This is a genomic window from Paraciimarium castrense LEGE 11436 (assembly GCF_056633055.1).
Genome location: NZ_JBSJOW010000001.1, coordinates 431,802 through 447,614 on the forward strand (window position 1 = coordinate 431,802; position 15,813 = coordinate 447,614).

Annotated in this window: 21 protein-coding genes; 8 read left to right on the forward strand and 13 right to left on the reverse strand. The window is 68.4% G+C overall.

The annotated features are described in order from the left end of the window. Window positions 1–3: 3 nt before the first annotated feature. Complete coding sequence (locus ACWJIO_RS02335) at window positions 4–921, reverse strand: branched-chain amino acid transaminase (protein ID WP_480311129.1); 918 nt, start codon at window positions 919–921, stop codon at window positions 4–6. A 67-nt stretch (window positions 922–988) separates the two neighbouring features. Here ACWJIO_RS02335 and cobN point away from each other — a divergent pair, with 67 nt between their 5' ends. Then, entirely contained in the window at window positions 989–4,846 is a 3,858-nt protein-coding gene (gene cobN, locus ACWJIO_RS02340; RefSeq protein ID WP_480311508.1) for a cobaltochelatase subunit CobN, read from the forward strand. 2 nt (window positions 4,847–4,848) lie between these two features. Here cobN and ACWJIO_RS02345 read toward each other — a convergent pair whose 3' ends face one another. The 3 genes from ACWJIO_RS02345 to hemJ are packed head-to-tail and all read right to left on the reverse strand — an operon-like array spanning window position 4,849 to window position 6,694. Next, on the reverse strand, window positions 4,849–5,391 hold the full coding sequence (locus ACWJIO_RS02345; protein WP_480311131.1) for a hypothetical protein: 543 nt from the start codon (window positions 5,389–5,391) through the stop codon (window positions 4,849–4,851). A gap of 29 nt (window positions 5,392–5,420) precedes the next feature. Then, on the reverse strand, window positions 5,421–6,098 hold the full coding sequence (locus tag ACWJIO_RS02350; RefSeq protein WP_480311132.1) for a PHP domain-containing protein: 678 nt from the start codon (window positions 6,096–6,098) through the stop codon (window positions 5,421–5,423). Window positions 6,099–6,106: 8 nt separating this feature from the next. Continuing rightward, the gene (gene hemJ, locus ACWJIO_RS02355) at window positions 6,107–6,694 is read right to left on the reverse strand and encodes a protoporphyrinogen oxidase HemJ (RefSeq protein WP_480311133.1); all 588 of its coding nucleotides are present in this window, start codon (window positions 6,692–6,694) and stop codon (window positions 6,107–6,109) included. Window positions 6,695–6,801: 107 nt separating this feature from the next. Here hemJ and ACWJIO_RS02360 point away from each other — a divergent pair, with 107 nt between their 5' ends. After that, window positions 6,802–7,212 (forward strand): DCC1-like thiol-disulfide oxidoreductase family protein, encoded by a 411-nt coding sequence (locus ACWJIO_RS02360; RefSeq protein WP_480311134.1) that lies wholly within the window; start codon window positions 6,802–6,804, stop codon window positions 7,210–7,212. Window positions 7,213–7,248: 36 nt separating this feature from the next. On the opposite strand, the gene ACWJIO_RS02365 is transcribed toward ACWJIO_RS02360, so the two are convergent. Continuing rightward, window positions 7,249–7,560, reverse strand: coding sequence for a hypothetical protein (locus ACWJIO_RS02365; protein ID WP_480311135.1), 312 nt, complete (start codon window positions 7,558–7,560; stop codon window positions 7,249–7,251). Window positions 7,561–7,662: 102 nt separating this feature from the next. On the opposite strand from ACWJIO_RS02365, the gene ACWJIO_RS02370 reads away from it, so the two are divergent. The 5 genes from ACWJIO_RS02370 (at window position 7,663) to ACWJIO_RS02390 (ending at window position 10,700) form a co-directional block, all read left to right on the forward strand. Continuing rightward, window positions 7,663–7,917, forward strand: coding sequence for a high light inducible protein (locus ACWJIO_RS02370; RefSeq protein WP_480311137.1), 255 nt, complete (start codon window positions 7,663–7,665; stop codon window positions 7,915–7,917). Between the two features lie 29 nt (window positions 7,918–7,946). After that, a complete protein-coding gene (gene sodC, locus ACWJIO_RS02375; RefSeq protein ID WP_480311138.1) occupies window positions 7,947–8,543 on the forward strand; it encodes a superoxide dismutase [Cu-Zn] SodC in 597 nt (198 codons plus the stop codon). Between the two features lie 71 nt (window positions 8,544–8,614). Continuing rightward, window positions 8,615–9,568 carry an orange carotenoid-binding protein gene (locus tag ACWJIO_RS02380; protein WP_480311140.1) on the forward strand — a complete coding sequence of 318 codons (954 nt, stop codon included), beginning with the start codon at window positions 8,615–8,617 and terminating at the stop codon, window positions 9,566–9,568. Between the two features lie 54 nt (window positions 9,569–9,622). Beyond that, window positions 9,623–10,390 carry a fatty acid desaturase gene (locus tag ACWJIO_RS02385; RefSeq protein ID WP_480311142.1) on the forward strand — a complete coding sequence of 256 codons (768 nt, stop codon included), beginning with the start codon at window positions 9,623–9,625 and terminating at the stop codon, window positions 10,388–10,390. Next, window positions 10,374–10,700: a hypothetical protein gene (locus tag ACWJIO_RS02390; RefSeq protein ID WP_480311144.1), complete on the forward strand. Its 327-nt coding sequence runs from the start codon at window positions 10,374–10,376 to the stop codon at window positions 10,698–10,700. Before ACWJIO_RS02385 ends, ACWJIO_RS02390 begins: the two co-directional genes overlap by 17 nt. 68 nt (window positions 10,701–10,768) lie before the next feature. On the opposite strand, the gene ACWJIO_RS02395 is transcribed toward ACWJIO_RS02390, so the two are convergent. After that, the gene (locus tag ACWJIO_RS02395; RefSeq protein WP_480311145.1) at window positions 10,769–10,945 is read right to left on the reverse strand and encodes a hypothetical protein; all 177 of its coding nucleotides are present in this window, start codon (window positions 10,943–10,945) and stop codon (window positions 10,769–10,771) included. A gap of 228 nt (window positions 10,946–11,173) precedes the next feature. On the opposite strand from ACWJIO_RS02395, the gene ACWJIO_RS02400 reads away from it, so the two are divergent. Beyond that, entirely contained in the window at window positions 11,174–11,359 is a 186-nt protein-coding gene (locus ACWJIO_RS02400) for a hypothetical protein (RefSeq protein WP_480311146.1), read from the forward strand. On the opposite strand, the gene ACWJIO_RS02405 is transcribed toward ACWJIO_RS02400, so the two are convergent. From ACWJIO_RS02405 to ACWJIO_RS02435, 7 genes are all read right to left on the reverse strand, one after another. Next, on the reverse strand, window positions 11,341–11,586 hold the full coding sequence (locus ACWJIO_RS02405) for a glypican (RefSeq protein WP_480311147.1): 246 nt from the start codon (window positions 11,584–11,586) through the stop codon (window positions 11,341–11,343). The two genes, ACWJIO_RS02400 and ACWJIO_RS02405, sit on opposite strands and share 19 nt — an antisense overlap. 114 nt (window positions 11,587–11,700) lie before the next feature. Then, window positions 11,701–12,075 carry a DUF1830 domain-containing protein gene (locus ACWJIO_RS02410; protein ID WP_480311149.1) on the reverse strand — a complete coding sequence of 125 codons (375 nt, stop codon included), beginning with the start codon at window positions 12,073–12,075 and terminating at the stop codon, window positions 11,701–11,703. Between the two features lie 138 nt (window positions 12,076–12,213). Continuing rightward, on the reverse strand, window positions 12,214–12,471 hold the full coding sequence (locus tag ACWJIO_RS02415; RefSeq protein ID WP_480311150.1) for a hypothetical protein: 258 nt from the start codon (window positions 12,469–12,471) through the stop codon (window positions 12,214–12,216). 41 nt (window positions 12,472–12,512) lie between these two features. Beyond that, entirely contained in the window at window positions 12,513–13,436 is a 924-nt protein-coding gene (locus ACWJIO_RS02420) for an MBL fold metallo-hydrolase (RefSeq protein ID WP_480311151.1), read from the reverse strand. Between the two features lie 77 nt (window positions 13,437–13,513). Next, the gene (locus ACWJIO_RS02425; protein ID WP_480311152.1) at window positions 13,514–13,939 is read right to left on the reverse strand and encodes a cupin domain-containing protein; all 426 of its coding nucleotides are present in this window, start codon (window positions 13,937–13,939) and stop codon (window positions 13,514–13,516) included. A 131-nt stretch (window positions 13,940–14,070) separates the two neighbouring features. Then, the gene (locus tag ACWJIO_RS02430; RefSeq protein ID WP_480311153.1) at window positions 14,071–14,526 is read right to left on the reverse strand and encodes a tellurite resistance TerB family protein; all 456 of its coding nucleotides are present in this window, start codon (window positions 14,524–14,526) and stop codon (window positions 14,071–14,073) included. A 109-nt stretch (window positions 14,527–14,635) separates the two neighbouring features. Then, the gene (locus ACWJIO_RS02435; RefSeq protein WP_480311155.1) at window positions 14,636–15,775 is read right to left on the reverse strand and encodes a transporter substrate-binding domain-containing protein; all 1,140 of its coding nucleotides are present in this window, start codon (window positions 15,773–15,775) and stop codon (window positions 14,636–14,638) included. Between the last annotated feature and the right edge of the window lie 38 nt (window positions 15,776–15,813).

The window sequence follows — 15,813 nt, forward strand, 5'->3', positions numbered from 1 at the left end:
GCTTCAGCTGTCGAGGCGAAGGCGCGTCACCCAGTGCTCATAGGCGGGATCGCGGCCTTCCGTGATCGCCACCAGCCGCTCGCGCAGACGCTCCATCACCGGGCGCTCAGAGGGCAGGTCGGTGGTTTCCACCCGCCGCACCGGCGTCACCTTGGCGGCGGTGCCGCTCAGGAACACCTCCTCGGCAATGAACAGCTCGCTCTTGTCCACGCCGCGCTCGATCACCTCCAGCCCCATGGAGCGGGCCAGTTCGATCACGCTGGCGCGGGTGATGCCCTCGAGGATGTCCTGATCCACCCCTGGGGTGATCAGCTGGCCATCACGCACGAGAAAGAGGTTCATGCCGCTGGCCTCACTCACCTTGCCGCGGCTGTTCATCAGGATGGCCTCGTCAAAACCACTCTGCACGGCCTCGGTCTTGGCCAGGGAACTGGTGATGTAGGCCCCACTGATCTTGCCGCGCAGGGGCAGGGAGCGATCCTCCTGACGGGTCCAGGAGCTGATGCGGCAGCTCACCCCCTCCGGCGAGAGGTAGTCGCCCAACTCGAGCCCGTAGATCAGGAAGTTGGTTTCGATGTTATGCAGGCGCGGAGCGATGCCGAGGTCGCTGGTGTAAACGAAGGGACGCAGATACACCGGGCAGGTAGGCTGATTAGCCTTCAAGAAGGCCACGATGGCCTCATGAATCGTGGCCTCCGGCAGGTCGGTGAGCAGCAGCCGCGCGCTCTGGCTCAGCCGCCGGGCGTGGCGATCAGCCCGGAACAGCAGGATCTCCCTGGGGTCGGCGGGATTGGGCAGGGCGCGCATGCCGCCGAAGGCGCCCGTGCCGTAGTGCAGGGCGTGGGTGGCCACCGAGATCGTGGCGTCTTCGAAGCGCACAACCTTGCCATCGAACCAGGCATAGGGCAGGAACTGATGCATGGGTGCGCGGGCTGCGGATAGGGCCTGGGTGCCCCGATCTTCTCACCGCAGCCAGCAGGATGGGGGCATGCACAGGCTGGCAGCGCAACCGGGGGGATCGGAACAGGCTGATGCTGGCGCCTACGTGGAGCAGCCCGCGGCCCCGGTGCTGCTGCTCACCAGTGCCGACACCGATCTGGTCAGCATCGAGCGGGTGCTGGCCGCTGAGCCAGGACTGGTGGGGTCCGAGCTGCGGGGCCTGAATCTGGCGGCCCTGGCCCACCCGGCCGTGATCGATCACTACCTCTCCAGCACCGTCCGCCACGCCCGGGTGGTGGTGGTGCGCCTGCTGGGTGGGCGGGGCCATTGGAGCTACGGGCTCGACCAGCTGGGGCTCTGGGCGGAGGGGAGCCTGGTCCCGGGCAGTCAGGGGCCCAGCGGCCAGGCTCGCCGGCAGCTGGTGGTGCTGGCTGGCACAGCGGAGGACGAGCAGGCGCTGGCCAGCTGCGGCACGGTGGATCCGGAGCTGGCCCTGGCCCTGGGGCGCTGCCTGCGCGAGGGCGGAGCGGCCAACGTGCGGCTGGTGCTGGGCGCCCTCGGCGCGCTCGTTCGGGGGCAGGTGCCACCCCCCCCGGTGCGGCAACCGCTGCCGGACCCCATGCCCCACGACTGGCGCCAGGAGAGTGGGCCGCGGGTGGGGGTGATCGCCTACCGCGCCCTGCTGCAGGCAGGCGATCTCGAGCTCATGGAGAGCTGCCTGGCGGCCCTGCGGCGCCAGGGCCTCTGCCCCAGGGCTCTGTGGGTGAGCGGTCTGCGCGAAGCGGCCGTGCAGCGCGGAGTGGCCGATCTGCTGGGCCGCGAGGCGGTGGAGGCCGTGCTGTGCAGCACCTCCTTCGCCTCGGTGCAGTTCGAGGAGGCCAGCCTGGGGGCGCCGCTGTGGGAGGCCCTGGCCGTGCCGGTGCTGCAGCTGCTCTGCAGCAGCCGGCCGCGCCAGGAATGGCAGGCCAGCAGCATCGGCCTGTCCCCCACCGATCTCACCCTGCAGGTGGCCCTGCCGGAGCTGGACGGCCGCATCACCACCCGGGTGGGGGCCTTCAAGCAGACGCGCCGGGCCAGTGAGCGGCTGGCATCAGCCCTGCAGGGCTACCACCCGGACCCGGAACGGCTCGACTGGATCGCCGCCCTCACAGCCCGCTGGGTGACGCTGCGTCGCACCGCGCCCCAGCAGCGCCATGTGGCCCTGGTGCTGGCCAACTACCCCACCCGCAACAGCCGCCTGGCCAATGGCGTAGGCCTGGACACGCCGGCCTCCACCGTCCTGATGCTGCGCTGGCTGCGGGACGCAGGCCTCAGCCTCGGTGACGGCCCCCTGCCCGAGGACGGCGACGCCCTGATCCAGCAGCTGCTGGCAGGCCTCACCAACGACGCCGAGAGCGGCCACCGCCCCGCCCTCGACCAGTTGCCGTTGGAGCACTACGAGGCCTGGTATGACGAGCTGCCGGCTGAGGGCCGCCAGCGGCTGGAGGCGGTGTGGGGGCCCCCCGGCCAGGACGGCGGCCTGGTGCGGGGCCGCAACGGGCGGCTGGCCTTCCCGATCCGGGGGCTGCGCTTCGGCCACGTGGTGGTGCTGATCCAGCCCGAGCGCGGCTACGACCGCGACCCGAGCCTCTGCTACCACTCCCCCGATCTGCCGCCCACCCACGCCTATCTGGCCCAGTACCTCTGGTTGCGGGAGCTTTTCGGCGCCCATGTGGTGGTGCATGTGGGCAAGCACGGCAACCTGGAATGGCTGCCCGGCAAGGGCCTGGGCCTCTCGAATCAGTGCTACCCGGAGTGGGCCCTGGGGCCGATGCCCCACCTCTATCCCTTCATCGTCAACGACCCCGGCGAGGGATCCCAGGCCAAACGCCGCAGCCAGGCGGTGATCCTCGACCACCTCACCCCGCCCCTGGGCCGGGCCGGCCTGCACGGTGAGCTGCAGCAGCTGGAGGCGCTGCTGGATGAGTACTGGGAGGCCTGCCAGCTGGGCAGCGACCGCCGTGCACCACTGCGGGCCACGCTGCTGGAGCGGCTGCGGACCCTTGAGCTGCCCCTGGGGACGGGGGATGGGCGGGGGGACGGGGAGCTGGAGGCGAGGCTGGAGGCTGCGGACGGCTACCTGTGTGAGCTGAAGGAGGCCCAGATCCGCCTGGGGCTGCACACCTACGGCCAGCTCCCCGCCGAGGCGCCCTTGGCGGAGCTGCTGCTCTGCCTGGCCAGGCCCCCCCAGGCGGGGGTGGCGGGCCTCACCCAGGCCCTGGCAAAGGACCTGGGGCTGGAGCTCGATCCCTGGGCCGATCCCGAGGAGCTGCCGCTGCCCGCCGGCGACCGCCAGCGCCTGCCGGGCTGCGGTACCGGCAACGCCACGGCCCTGAGAAGCGTGGGCGATGCGGTGGCCTGGCTGGAGGAGCACGCCCTGGAGCTCTGCCAGCGGGAGCTGGATAGTCACTGCCAGGAGCAGCGGCGGCATCGGGGCCAAGAGCAAGTCAAGCCTTTTCTCCGTGGCCCGGAGATCCCCCAGCCAGCGGTGGAGGTCCTCGTCAGCGGTGAGAGCACTCAGGCGACCCTGCAGCACCTGCGCCAGCAGCTTCTGCCCCGTCTGCTGGCCTGTGCCGACGCGGAAAAGCAGGCCTTCCTGGGGGGCATCGCCGGCGAGCGCATCGCCGCGGGCCCGGCCGGCGCCCCCACCCGCGGCCGGCCCGACCTGCTGCCCACCGGCCGCAATTTCTACTCGGTGGATCTGCGCGGCCTGCCCACCGAGGCCGCCTGGGACCTGGGCCGCCGCAGCGCAGAACTGCTGCTCGAACTGCACCTCCAGGACGAGGGGGAGCCCCTGCGCCAGCTCGCCCTTTCGGTGTGGGGCACCAGCACCATGCGCAACGGCGGCGAGGACATCGCCCAGGCTCTGGCCCTGCTCGGGGTGCGGCCGGTGTGGGACGGGCCCAGCCGGCGGCTGGTGGATGTGGAGGTGATTCCTCTGTCCCTGCTGGGGCGCCCCCGGGTGGATGTGACCCTGCGCATCTCAGGCCTGTTCCGCGACGCCTTCCCCCAGCTGGTGGCCTGGGTCAACCGGGCCACGGCGCTGGTGGCCGCCCTGGAGGAGGACGGCAGCGCCAACCCCCTGGCGGAAGCGGCCCGGCGCGAGGGCCACAGCGCCCGGGTGTACGGCTCCGCCCCGGGGGCCTACGGCGCCGGCCTGCAGGGCCTGATCGACAGCGGGGCCTGGGAGCAGCGGGCCGATCTGGGGGAGGCCTTCCTGGCCTGGAGCAGCTGGCGCTACGGCGCCGCTGACGGCGCATCAGGCGGGGCCCCAGGCGCTGGCCTGGCGGCCAGCCCGGACCGGGGTGGCCTCGAGCAACGGTTGCGGGCCGTGCAGGTGGTGCTGCACAACCAGGACAACCGCGAGCACGACCTGCTGGACTCCGATGACTACTACCAGTTCCAGGGGGGCCTCAGCGCCGCTGCCGAGGGCCTGCAGGGCCGGGCGCCGGCGCTCTGGTTCGGCGACCACTCGCGCAGCTCACGCCCCCGCCTGCACCGGCTGGAGAAGGAGTTCGACAAGGTGCTGCGCAGCCGGGTGCTCAATCCCCGCTGGATCGACGCCATGCGCCAGCACGGCTACAAGGGCGGCTTCGAGATGGCCGCCAGCCTCGACTACCTGTTCGCCTATGACGCCAGCACAGGCCGGGTGCCGGACTGGGGCTATGGCGCGATCTGCGAGCACTGGCTGGCCGATCCCGAGGTGCGCGCCTTCCTGGAGCAGCACAACCCCTGGGCCCTGCGGGACATGGGCGAACGACTGCTGGAAGCCCACCACCGCGGGCTGTGGGAGGGCGCCAGCGACACCCAGCTGGCCGGTCTCAGGCAGCTGGTGCTGAGCAGCGAGGCGCGCATCGAGCGGGCCTGAACTCAGCTGTTGAGATCCTTGACCATCTGGCGGAAGGGATCGATGGCGCCGGGCTTGCCGGTGGGCTGCTGGGTGATCTGGGGCTGGGCGGCCTTGGCGGCGGCGGCCTCTTCCTTCTCCTGCTTCATGGCAGCGGGCCCCCCGGGCACATTCACCCCTGCGGAGGAGCCCTTCTTGCGCTGGTCCAGCTGGGCCGCGGACATCTGCTGGGGGAAGGTCTTCTTGACCGGCGTGGGCACGCCTCCAGAGAGGTTCAGCCGCTGATCAGGGGCGGCGCCGCCCGGCATGCCTTCGGACATCCTGTCGAGCTTGGTCTCCATCGAGGAGACCTCCACCACCATCTCCTTGTTGCCAGGGTTGTCGGCGCTGCCGGGGAAGGTGTGGCGGATGGTGTTGGAGCGCTTCATCAGGTTGACGTCGCCCAGGCTGCTGGAGGCGTCAGCGTCCAGGAACATGGCCTCAGTCTTCTTGGCGGACTGGCGCTTGGTGGCCGGGGCGCCCTTGGCGTCGGAGCCGGAAGAAAACAGGCGATCAAACAGACCCATTGACTGCCAGGAGTATGCGTGAGCAAACCCTAGCGGCCATGGAGGTGCAGACCATGGGTATCCGTACCACAACTCATCAATAGGCCCCGGGCCCGCAGGTCCCTGGCGATCGCCTCGCAGACCAGGGGCGTGGGCTGCCAGTGGGGCTGCATGGCGTAGTCGTACCAGGCCTCGGCGCCATCGAAACCGAGATCGGCCGCCGCGGCGATCAGCCGCTGGAAGGGCAGCCGGTAGCGGGCCGGATGGGCCAGCAAGGCCAGGCCCCCCGCGGCATGGATCGCCTCCACCACGGCGGCGGCGCGCAGCTCAGAGCCCACCACGGCCTGGCCCAGCAGGTAGGGCGCCAGGCTCGGGTGCTGCCCGGCGAAGCCAAGAGCTAGCACGTGCACCAGGCAACCCTCCAGCAGGCAGCTGATCTCGGTACCCCGCCAGAGGGTGGGGGCCTTGCCCCCGGAGGCTTCTGCCGCCTGAAAGGCCTCGAGCACCAGCGGGTAGGAGCCGAGGGCGTGGTGATCGGTCACAGCCAGGTGCTCCAGGCCGAGGGCCAGGGCCTGCTCGGCCAGGCCTCGGGGAGTCAGGCTGCCATCGCTGCACGTGGTGTGGCAGTGGAAATTCAGCCGGCTGGGGCAGCTGCCGGCCTCCACTCCGGCCAGCACGGCCGCCAGGGGATGGCTCGATCGGTTCAGGCTGCAGGAGCGCATCGCCATGGCCCCGATCAGACCTCGCTGGCCAGCTGCTCAGCCCTGAGCCGCCGCCAGCGGGCATAGAACTGGATCGAGGCCGCCATGGCCACCACCAGGGCCACCAGGAACCAGGTGGCCGCTCCCGTGGGGAACTGGTTCTTGAACACCACCAGCATCACCACCAGCACGAGCAGCAGGGTGGGGAGTTCATTGAGGGCACGCAGCTGACGTCCGCTCCACTGGCAGGCCTCCCGCTGCAGCTGCCCCATCAGCCTGTAGCAGAAGCCGTGATAAGCCAGCAGAGCCACCACAAAACCCAGCTTGGCGTGCATCCAGCCCTGCTGCAGCCAGGCGGGATTCACCAGCAGCAGTCCCACGGCACAGACCACCGCCACAACCATGCCCGGGGTGGTGATGATGTTGGCCAGCCGGCGCTCCATCAAGCTGTATTGGTGGTGGAAGGCCTGGCGCAGAGGCGGCTCAAACGCCTCGGCTTCCTGGTGGTAGATGAACAGCCGCACCAGATAAAACAGCCCGGCAAACCACACCACCACTCCCACGATGTGGAGGGTCTTGAACCACAGGTAGGCCTCCGGAGGCCAGGTGAGGGCGAGCAACATGCCGCACTGGTGGGGCTGGTTCAGGGTAGGTGGCGCCAGTGGCGGTGGCCGGTGTCGTCCGAACGGGTCTCCAGGGCGCCAGCATGGGAGCTGTCCGGAGCGTTCTGATGACCCAGCCGGCCTCTCCGATCGTGCTGGTGTTCGACGGCGGCTGTCCCTTCTGTCGGCACTTCGCCGAACTGAGTGAACTGCGCAGCGGCATTCCTGGCCTGGAGATTCGTGATGGCCGCGCCGACACGGCGCTGCGCCGGCAGCTGGCCGCCCGGGGCTATCACCTGCGCGACGGCGCCATGGTGCTGGAAGGCCCAAGGGTGTGGCATGGCGCTGAGGCGATCGCCTGGATCTGCGGGCGGATGGAACCCAGCGCGGTCCTGCTGCGGGTGCTGGCTCCCCTGATGGCTGACAGCAGCCGCAGCCGAGTGCTCTACCCGGCCCTGCTGCAGGCCCGGCGCCTGGCCCTGGGCTGGCGCGGTCTGCCTGTGGATCCGGAGGCCCAGGGCCTGGCCCGCAGCGGTTGAGCTCTCAGCAGCTCAGCGCCAGTGGGCCCCAGGGCTTCAGGAGGAGCCTCGGGCCTTGCCTGCGGCGGCGGCCGCCTCCCAGGCCGTAACGGCAGCCAGCAACAGGAAGCCGCCCAGGCCGATCAGCTGGTTGCGCTGGATCAGATCAGGCTGCAGCACCGGGTCAAGCCCCAGGGCCTGCAGTGCCCCGGCTACGAACCAGAACGTGGCGAAGGCGGAGGTGATCCAGTAGGCCTTCCAACGCCGTTGGTAGATGTAGCCGGTGCCGAGACCCGGCACCAGGTTCAGCACAACGGCCACCCAGAGACTGCCGCTGGCCAGGATCTGCTGCTTGCTGGGGGGTTCCATGGGCGGCGAGAGGAATCGGGCAGGCAGGTAGGCCCCACCTCTAGCGCACGGAGATGGGCCCTAGGCTCACCAACGGCGCAGGTCCACACCTTGGCCAGAGAGATGTTGAAGCACGATGTTCAGGCGCAGCATGGTTCGCCAGCAGGGACCGAAGGGTTCTGCTATGAGCCGGTGGAGCGTTTCGGTGAGAGCCTCACCACCAGCCGCCCCTGGAACGTCTCTGCCCTCAGCGGCGTTGAGCGGCTGAACGGCCGGGTGGCCATGCTTGGGTTCCTGGCTGCCGTGGCGGGGGAACAGCTCACCGGCGAGGGCATCGTGGGCCAGCTGGCGGCAGTGCTGCGCTGGTATCTGGGCTGATCTCACTCCATCCTCTGCCGCCGGCCGCCATGACCCCCCTGCCTGGTCAACGTTCCACCCCTGCCAGGCCACGCGGTGCTGTCCGCCGCCTTGGCCTGCGGCTGATTCACGGCGCGCTCGCCTGGCTTGTGGTCCTGCTGCTGGTCCCGGCCACGGCCCTGGCCGCAGACCTCCAAGTGGAGCTGCGCAGAATTGATGCCACCGGTGTAGGCGATCCGATCGGCAGCCTCATCCTGCGCGACACGCCTGCGGGCCTGGAGATCCAACCCGCGCTGGCGGGCCTGCCCCCCGGTGAGCACGGCTTCCACCTGCATGCCCTGGGCAGCTGTGAGCCCGGCATCGGCGAGGTCGGTCCGGTGGCGGGGCTTGGCGCCGGCGGCCACTGGGACCCCGACGGCAGTGCCCACCACTACGGGCCCGACGGCAACGGCCACCGCGGCGACCTGAGCCGTTTGATCGTGGCTGCTGATGGCAGGGCCCAGGAGGCGGTGAGGGCCCCACGGCTGCAGGTGAGCGATCTGGCCGCAAAGGCCCTGATCGTGCATGCCGGTGGGGACACCTACACGGATACGCCGCCGCTTGGGGGTGGTGGAGCCCGTATCGCCTGTGCCGTGGTGCCCGCCTGAGTCGGGCCGAAAGGTTGCACCCTTAGCCCTAGAGTGGATCTGGGCAACAGCAACCTTTGGGTGTGATCAACATGTTCACAATTGAAAAGGCCACCAGCATCTTTCCGGAGACACTGAAGGCGGATGTGGTGCCTGCCATCACCGCCCGCTTTCGTCTCCTGAGTGCTGAGGACCAGCTGGCACTGATCTGGTTTGCCTATCTGGAAATGGGCCGCACCATCACCATCGCCGCTCCTGGCGCCGCCAGGATGCAGTTCGCAGAAGGGGTGCTGAACGAGATCAAGGGCATGGACTTCGCCGGCCAGAGCCAGGTGATGTGTGATCTCACCAACCGCACGGACACACCGATCTGCCGCACCTATGCGAATTGGTCGGTGAACATCAAACTCGGCTTCTGGTATCAACTCGGCGAGTGGATGGCAGCTGGTCTTGTGGCTCCGATTCCCGAGGGTTATCGGTTGTCGGCTAATGCCGTTGCCGTGCTCAGTTCGCTCAAGGAAGTGGATCAGGGCCAGCAGATCACCCTGCTGCGCAACTTCGTGGTGGACATGGGCTTTGATCCCGCCAAGGGCGAAGGCCAGCGGGTAATGGAGCCCGTGGTGGCCCCTACCCCGGAAGACAGCAGGAAGAAAGTGTTCATCGAGGGGGTGATCAACCCCACGGTGAATAACTACATGGACCTACTGAACGCCAACGACTTCGACAACCTGATCGCACTCTTCCTGCCAGACGGAGCCCTGCAGCCGCCCTTCCAGAAGCCGATCGTGGGCAGTGATGCCGTGCTGCGCTTCTTCCGGGAGGACTGCCAGAACCTGCGGCTGTTGCCGGAGCGGGGCTACGCCGAACCCGCCGATGGCAATTTCACCCAGATCAAGGTCACTGGCAAGGTGCAGACGCCCTGGTTCGGTGCCGGGGTGGGCATGAATGTGGCCTGGCGTTTCCTGCTCGATCCCGAAGGCAAGATCTACTTCGTGGCGATTGACCTGCTGGCTTCCCCAGCTGAGCTGCTGAAATTCGCCCGTTGAACCCATCCTTTGCCCGTTGAGCCCACCCTCTTGAGTGCGACGAGTTGCAGAGGTTTGCTCCTGGCCGCCGCCATCGGGCTGGCCTGGTTGTTGAGCCTGGTGGCCCTGGTGCCTTTGGCAGCGCCGGGCCTCGAGGGGGGCCTGATCACTGCGGCGGTGCTCGCTCGCACCCTCGCTCAGACGGGCCTCTTCATCGTGGGCCACGACGCCATGCACGGGGTACTGCTGCCGGAGCTTCCCCGTTGGAATGCGAGGCTGGGGGCCGCCTGCTTGGCGCTGTACGCCGGTCTCCCCTACGGACGTTGCCAGCGCAACCACCGGCGCCATCACCGGCAGGAAGCCACCGCTCGGGACCCGGACTTCCATCCCGATCCCGACGCTGGCGTCCTGCGCTGGTACAGACGCTTCATGGCGGGCTACCTTTCGGGCGCGCAAATGGCCAGGCTCCTGCTGGGGTGGCTGGGGCTGGCCCTGCTCCTGCATGGCCCCTGGGGTCTGGGCTGGGGCCGGGCAGTCCACAACGTGCTGATCTTCTGCACCCTGCCCCTGTTGCTCAGCTCGCTGCAACTGTTTGCGGTGGGCACCTACCTGCCCCACCGTCACCAGCGGGGCGCTTCAGGAGGCGCCACCAGCCTGGATCTGCCGGTTTGGGCGTCCCTGCTGGCCTGCTATCACTTCGGTTATCACCGGGAACACCACGAGGCCCCGACTCTCCCCTGGTTTGCGCTGCCCCGGCAGCGCCTCGCGTCCAGCAGGGGGGCTCGGTATCCTTTGACACAAGGAAATGCTCAAAAAGACTGTTGTGATGGAGACCACCCTTGAGGGCTGGACGGAGTCCGAGCAATCAATCGCCCGGGATGCTTTCGATCGGGCCTATGGGCGCGCGATTGCCAAGCTGATCGCCCGGGTCAGGGCGAGTGTGGACGAGTTGGAGAGTGCGGACACGGTGTGGCGACTGCACGACTACCTGAGCATTGAGCGCCACACCATGGAAGGCCGGTTTGACTTCCGCTTGCAGGGCATCCTGTTTGTGTTTGCCAGCCTGGTGAAGGACGGCTTGCTTGACCTCAACGAACTGGCTGGCCTTGAAACCCAGAAGCTGGCCAAGATCACGGCCATGTCGCGCTTCTGATTCGCCCTGGCTGTGGCGTGGGTTGGCTCGCCGGCTCAGCACAGCCACGGCCCTGGGTCCTGAATGGGTCAGGGCAGAAAACCCAGATCCTGCAGCTGGGGCACCAGCCAGAGGGGGATCCCGTCCTGCTCCCAGCGCCAAAAATCGCCGCGACCGAGGTAGACGGCTTCCTGGCTCAGAAAGGCCTGCGCCAGAGTGGCGAACGCGATCAGCTGTAGGGCGTCCTCGCGATTGGATCGCCGCACCCGGGCCGCAGCGGCAGCGTTTCTGGTCTTGTGACGGACTCGGCTCGCCCAAGGGAGGAGCCCGGGAAGCGCAACAGCTGTGATGCCTGTCATGGACTTCCCGCTCGGCTCCGGGGGCTGAAGAGGACCCAAGGTAACCACCGATGTTCGAAAACGCACACCGATCAGCTTGTCTTCGCAACACAAGAGCCTCTGCGCACCAGCCGTCCAGGCCAGCAGAATGGCGCCATGGATCCAGGGCCGCTCGCCTTCGCCTCCCCCGCCCTGCTGCTCTGGTGCGGGCTGGTCGCCCTCAAGCTGGTGGGCTGGCGGCTGCGCTGGCGTCAGTACCAGGCGCGACAACTGGGGCAGGCCTTCCAAGCGGAACTGCGGCGGCGCCGGCTGGCCGGGTCGACTTACTTCTGGAAGCGCTGATCGGTTTCCAGCCAGCGTTCAAAGGCCGCCAGCCCTTCGATTGAGGCCCATAGCGTGAGGCCGAAGACCAGCACGCCCCCGGCAGCCAGGATCATGGCCACAAGCAGGGGGATGGCTGCGAGCGCCACAAGGGGGATCACCACCACGGCACCCACGGCTGCCAGGCCCAGCAGCGGGGCCACGAGGACCGATGGGGGGCCATTTCTGAGCGCTTGAAGCGAGGCCATGGCAGCCGCAAACCAGATCGAGACACATTCTGATCGGTCCTTCCATGCCTTGCAGTGCGCTACGGACGGTGAACCGCACCCCCTGCAGGCCCGTGGCCAGCGGGCAGCTGTTGTTCAGGTGGGCAGGCTGTGGCGCAGTGTCTGCTCGAACTGCACCAGGTGGCGGCGGTTTTCCTCACTGGGCTCCTGCAGATAGCGCTGGCGCAGGTCCTGAAGCAGGGCCGCCATGCTGGGGGGCAGCAATGGGTGTTGGCCGGGAGGCCCCAGTCCCAGCAGCAGCGTTTCCACGCCACAGCTTTCGAGCAGCTCGGGCACCTGGGGCGCGGGCCCATAGACCAGCACCATGGCCCCGGCCGGGGCGAGAAAGGTGAGCAGCTCGAAGGGAAAAATCACCCGCTCCAGGGCAAAACCGGCCGGCCCGCTGCAGCAGAGAACCACCAGGTGGGCGCGCTCGTTGCGGTAACCACAGTCGAGCATCGGTTCGAGCATGGGTCCACGCGCCTGGGACGTCACTGTTCAGGGTCTGACCCAGACAGATCCGTCGTGACGCACACCAAATCAGCCCGATGAGCAAGAGCACTCATGGGCAAAGGGGCTGAATGGTGCCATGCCCACAGCGGAACGTCGTCAGTTCTTCCTGCGGCAGTAGCCACCACCCACATTCATCCAGCCCTCAAGGCAGGCCTTGCCGTTGGTGGGCGTGACTGTGTAGTTGAAGGCGCCCAGGTTGCTGCACTTGCCGTTGAACAGATCCACATAGCCCAGGGGGCAGATCGTGCCGATCTTGGGCACCACCTTCTGGGCCATGGCAGGCGGGGCGATCAGGGCCAGGCCCGAGCAGGCCAGCAGAGCGGCAATGGAGCGGGGCAGGAGAGGTCGCAGCACGGGTCGCAGCAGCAAATGAAGAAGGTTGTCCTCAGCATGCCTCAAAGTGCCGGCCAGAGCACCTCAATCCAGCGATCGCCGCTGAACAGCCCCTGCCCCCAGCGGGCCTCGAGGTCAGCCAGGGGCTTGGCCGCCACGGCCTGATCGGGCTCGAGCCCCTGCTGTTTCAGGGCCGACAGCCGCTGCTGGGCGGTGGCCAGCATGGCCCGGTAGACGGCGAGGTCCTCGCGGCTGCCCACGCTGCCATGGCCTGGAATGATGCGGGTGTCGGGCCCGGCCATGGCCAGGACCCGATCGACGCCGGCAATCGCCCCCGCCAGGGTGCCGCCGTTGCCGGCATCGATGAAGGGATACATGCCGTTGAACCAGACATCCCCGGCATGGATCACATCCGCCTGCTCGAAGCGCACCAGCACGTCGCCATCGGTATGGGCCGCCGGCAGGTACTCCAGATCCAGCTGTTCGCCGTTGAGCGAGAGCTGCAGGCTCTGCTCGAAGGTCACCACCGGCAGGGCGTCCGCTGGAGCCGGAGCGGTCACCAGGTTGAAGGCCGGGATGCTGGAGCCCTCCGCGAGGCGGCGACGCACGTTCTGGTGGGCCACGATGCGGGCGCCGGTGCGGGCGAAGCCCGCGTTGCCGTCGGTGTGGTCGAAGTGGAAGTGGGTGTTGATCAGCCAGGTGGGGTCACTGCCCCCCAGGGCCTTCACCGCCCCCCGCACAGGCGCGCCCAGACGCTCGAACTTGGCATCCACCAGAAGAGTGCCCTCGGCTCCGGTGAGCACGGCGATGTTGCCGCCCTCGCCGCCGATCACCGCCACTGCCCCCCGCACGGGTGAGGCCAGAAAGGGTTCGACTGCTGCTCCATGAGCACTGGGCAGCCAGGGACTGTGCCATGGACTGAGCAGCCCCACGGCCAGGGCCGCACTGAGAGCAAGGGCAGGCAGCCAGCGGGAGCGGGGCGGCACGGCTGTAAGACAGAGAGCAGCCCCATTCTCCTGGCGGCCGGACTCCGCGGAGCTGCGGCCGCCGGGGCTCTGCGATTTCAGGCCCAAGCCTCCTCCCGCAGGGCCTGCCATTGGGTTTGCAGAGACTCGGGCACGCGCCTGGGCAGATAATCGCGGGGATCGCTGGGGCCGTGACGCAGCACCGCGTTCACCAGCAGAGCTGGGGTGCGCCCGCGGTTGATGGCGCCGTGGGGAACGCCAGGGGGGATGCGCACCCAGACGCCTTCGTCTTCCCGCAGGCTGATGCGTCTCAGGCTCCTTTCCTGGAGCACCACCAGATCGATGCAGCCGCGCAGCACCATCAGCTGGTCGGTCTGCTGGCGATGACAGAAGAGTTCGCAGGCCGCCTGGGCGCTGATCTCGGCGATCAACGTTTCATCACAGGGCTGGGGTCTGGAGAAGAAGGCTTGGCCGGAACGGCTGCCGGCGAAGGGCAGGATTTCCACCTGGCGCGCAAGGGACATCAACGAAATCACAAGTGCGTGAAGTTTCGCGACCAGTTCGGCCTTGATGTCGCATTAGCTGATACCCAATGGGCCAACTCCCCTGGCCTGTGACGGTTTCCACACGGCGGGGGAGCGGGCCAAGCGGGCACTCAGGCCATGTCGAGATCGGCATGCAGCAGATCCATCGCCGCGTGCACCGGGATCGTCACGGCGTCGCCCAGCTGGAGTGTGGCGGCCAGGTTGCTGAGGATGTTGCGCTCGTCGTCTTCCAGGGGGCCATCGGAGCGCATGATCTCCGCCGCCACGGCATAGGCGGTGGCGCGCTGGCCGGCGTTGAGCACCTCAGCGGCACGCACCATCAGGTGCTGGGGACCATCTCGGCGCAGGGTGGCCATCAAGCCGTCCATCAGCCCCACCATCTGTTCAGGGGCGTAGTCGCGGTAGGGGTGGCGGTAGTCGAGTGCGTGCCGCAGGGCCCGGGAGCCGGCCATGGTGAGGGTGCCGTCCCAGGAGACGGCCGCCAGGGCCAAGGCGACGAAGGCTGCCGCTGGATCGATCGGCGCTGTGGTGTCCAGGGCCGCAGGAGAGCTGAGGGTGGAGGTCATGGGGAGCAAAGGCGAAGGCCCTGGTTCCAGGGGGAAGTCCAGCCAAGACCGCTGCCACAACCCTGCGCGGTAGCGATGCAAACCACGCCGCCACAATGAAGAGGAATACTCAGCCATCCCCTGGACCCCGCGCTGTGTCATCGGTGGGGCCGTCGAGCCATCCCTGGTAGATCGCCTCGATCTGGCCGGAGCGCAGCAGGCGCAGCAGGGTCACATCGAGGGGCTTTTCCAGGGGGCTGTCACTGGGCATGGCGAAGCCGTAGGTCTCCTGGGCCAGGCTGAACGGAGCCAGCTTCAGATCCAGCTGGGGGTTCTGGCTGAGGTAGTAGCGCAGGGCGGGGGAGTCATAGATCACGGCATCCACCTTGCCGGCCTCGAGCTTGGCCACCGCCGCCTGCAGCGTGGGCTGCCGGCTCAGGCTGGCCCCGCTGAGACGACCCCACTTCTCACTGGTGGTGCCCTTGACCACGGCCACGGGCCGGTTGCGCAGACCCTCCGCCGACTGGATGCCACCGCCGGGCACCCGGGCCAGGGACACCGTGAAAGCCGAGGCCAGGCCGGCGGTGATCGAGGACACGGCCAGCAGGGTGATCATCATCCAGACCCCGGCAATCACCCTGCCCAGGCGGGTCACCGGAGCCCTATCGCCGTAGCCCACCGTGGTGAGCGTGACGATCGCGAACCAGAGGCCGTTGCCCACCCCATGGAGGTAATGGGGCGGGAAATGCTCCGGATTGCGGCGCCGCTCCGCCAGCCAGATCAGGTTGCCCACCACGAACAGCGACAGCAGCAGCACCCCGACCGATGACAGCGCAGCCACCTGGAAGAAGGGTCGCAGCCGTGCCCACAGCCCCCCATCCCGCAGGGGCACCAGCACCCCCACCTGGCCGAAGAAGTAGGGCTGGGTGAACTCGATGGCGCCGCCGCTGAGGCGCTCAGGCGTGATGGAGATCGGGCCGATCGCCAGGTCGAGCTCGCCCCGCTCCAGAGCCGCGAGGTTGGCGGCGGTGTTCGCCTGAGGCAGCAGTTCGGCCTCAAAGCCGTTCTCCTCAGCCACCACGCGCCAGATGTCGGGGGTGACGCCCTCCAGGACGTCACCACGCCGGATCAGGAAGGGTTCGTTGCCGCTGATGCCCACCCGCAGGGGCTGGGCTGCAACGGGCTGCAGCAGGAGGGCGCCGGGCAGCGCCAGCGCCGCACCGATCACCACGCGGAAAACCAGGGCGGCACCGCGGCTGGGGAGGTTCAACACAACAGCTGCCGCGACCCCGGCGACCCTAAGGGCCG

What these genes read in the sequence shown, in the direction of transcription:
- ACWJIO_RS02390 (WP_480311144.1), top strand. Translation starts at nt 10,374, where the DNA reads ATGGAGACCACCCTTGAGGGCTGGACGGAGTCCGAGCAATCAATCGCC.
- ACWJIO_RS02405 (WP_480311147.1), bottom strand. Translation starts at nt 11,586, where the DNA reads ATGGCCTCGCTTCAAGCGCTCAGAAATGGCCCCCCATCGGTCCTCGTG.
- hemJ (WP_480311133.1), bottom strand. Translation starts at nt 6,694, where the DNA reads ATGTTGCTCGCCCTCACCTGGCCTCCGGAGGCCTACCTGTGGTTCAAG.
- sodC (WP_480311138.1), top strand. Translation starts at nt 7,947, where the DNA reads ATGACCCCCCTGCCTGGTCAACGTTCCACCCCTGCCAGGCCACGCGGT.
- ACWJIO_RS02360 (WP_480311134.1), top strand. Translation starts at nt 6,802, where the DNA reads ATGACCCAGCCGGCCTCTCCGATCGTGCTGGTGTTCGACGGCGGCTGT.
- ACWJIO_RS02430 (WP_480311153.1), bottom strand. Translation starts at nt 14,526, where the DNA reads ATGACCTCCACCCTCAGCTCTCCTGCGGCCCTGGACACCACAGCGCCG.
- cobN (WP_480311508.1), top strand. Translation starts at nt 989, where the DNA reads ATGCACAGGCTGGCAGCGCAACCGGGGGGATCGGAACAGGCTGATGCT.
- ACWJIO_RS02345 (WP_480311131.1), bottom strand. Translation starts at nt 5,391, where the DNA reads ATGGGTCTGTTTGATCGCCTGTTTTCTTCCGGCTCCGACGCCAAGGGC.
- ACWJIO_RS02410 (WP_480311149.1), bottom strand. Translation starts at nt 12,075, where the DNA reads ATGCTCGAACCGATGCTCGACTGTGGTTACCGCAACGAGCGCGCCCAC.
- ACWJIO_RS02370 (WP_480311137.1), top strand. Translation starts at nt 7,663, where the DNA reads ATGTTGAAGCACGATGTTCAGGCGCAGCATGGTTCGCCAGCAGGGACC.
- ACWJIO_RS02425 (WP_480311152.1), bottom strand. Translation starts at nt 13,939, where the DNA reads ATGTCCCTTGCGCGCCAGGTGGAAATCCTGCCCTTCGCCGGCAGCCGT.
- ACWJIO_RS02400 (WP_480311146.1), top strand. Translation starts at nt 11,174, where the DNA reads ATGGATCCAGGGCCGCTCGCCTTCGCCTCCCCCGCCCTGCTGCTCTGG.
- ACWJIO_RS02380 (WP_480311140.1), top strand. Translation starts at nt 8,615, where the DNA reads ATGTTCACAATTGAAAAGGCCACCAGCATCTTTCCGGAGACACTGAAG.
- ACWJIO_RS02365 (WP_480311135.1), bottom strand. Translation starts at nt 7,560, where the DNA reads ATGGAACCCCCCAGCAAGCAGCAGATCCTGGCCAGCGGCAGTCTCTGG.
- ACWJIO_RS02350 (WP_480311132.1), bottom strand. Translation starts at nt 6,098, where the DNA reads ATGGCGATGCGCTCCTGCAGCCTGAACCGATCGAGCCATCCCCTGGCG.
- ACWJIO_RS02335 (WP_480311129.1), bottom strand. Translation starts at nt 921, where the DNA reads ATGCATCAGTTCCTGCCCTATGCCTGGTTCGATGGCAAGGTTGTGCGC.